At 46.1% G+C, this 293-nt stretch carries 1 pseudogene; it reads left to right on the forward strand.

What is annotated here, in order from left to right:
- Positions 1–293: pseudogene (gene rho / locus A3738_RS10840) on the forward strand (transcription termination factor Rho); the annotation flags it as partial.

Raw genomic sequence — 293 nt, forward strand, 5'->3', positions numbered from 1 at the left:
AGGCTAAGCGTCTTGTTGAACACAAGCAAGATGTGGTCATTATTCTCGACTCGATTACACGTCTTGCACGCGCTTACAACACGATTATTCCAAGCTCTGGTAAGGTTCTTACCGGTGGTGTTGATGCGCACGCACTAGAGCGTCCAAAGCGTTTCTTTGGTGCAGCACGTAACGTCGAAGAAGGTGGCAGCTTAACCATCATCGCAACAGCACTTGTTGATACTGGTTCGAAGATGGATGAAGTCATCTACGAAGAATTCAAAGGCACAGGTAATATGGAAGTGCATTTAGAT

Source organism: Oleiphilus sp. HI0066, assembly GCF_001635725.1.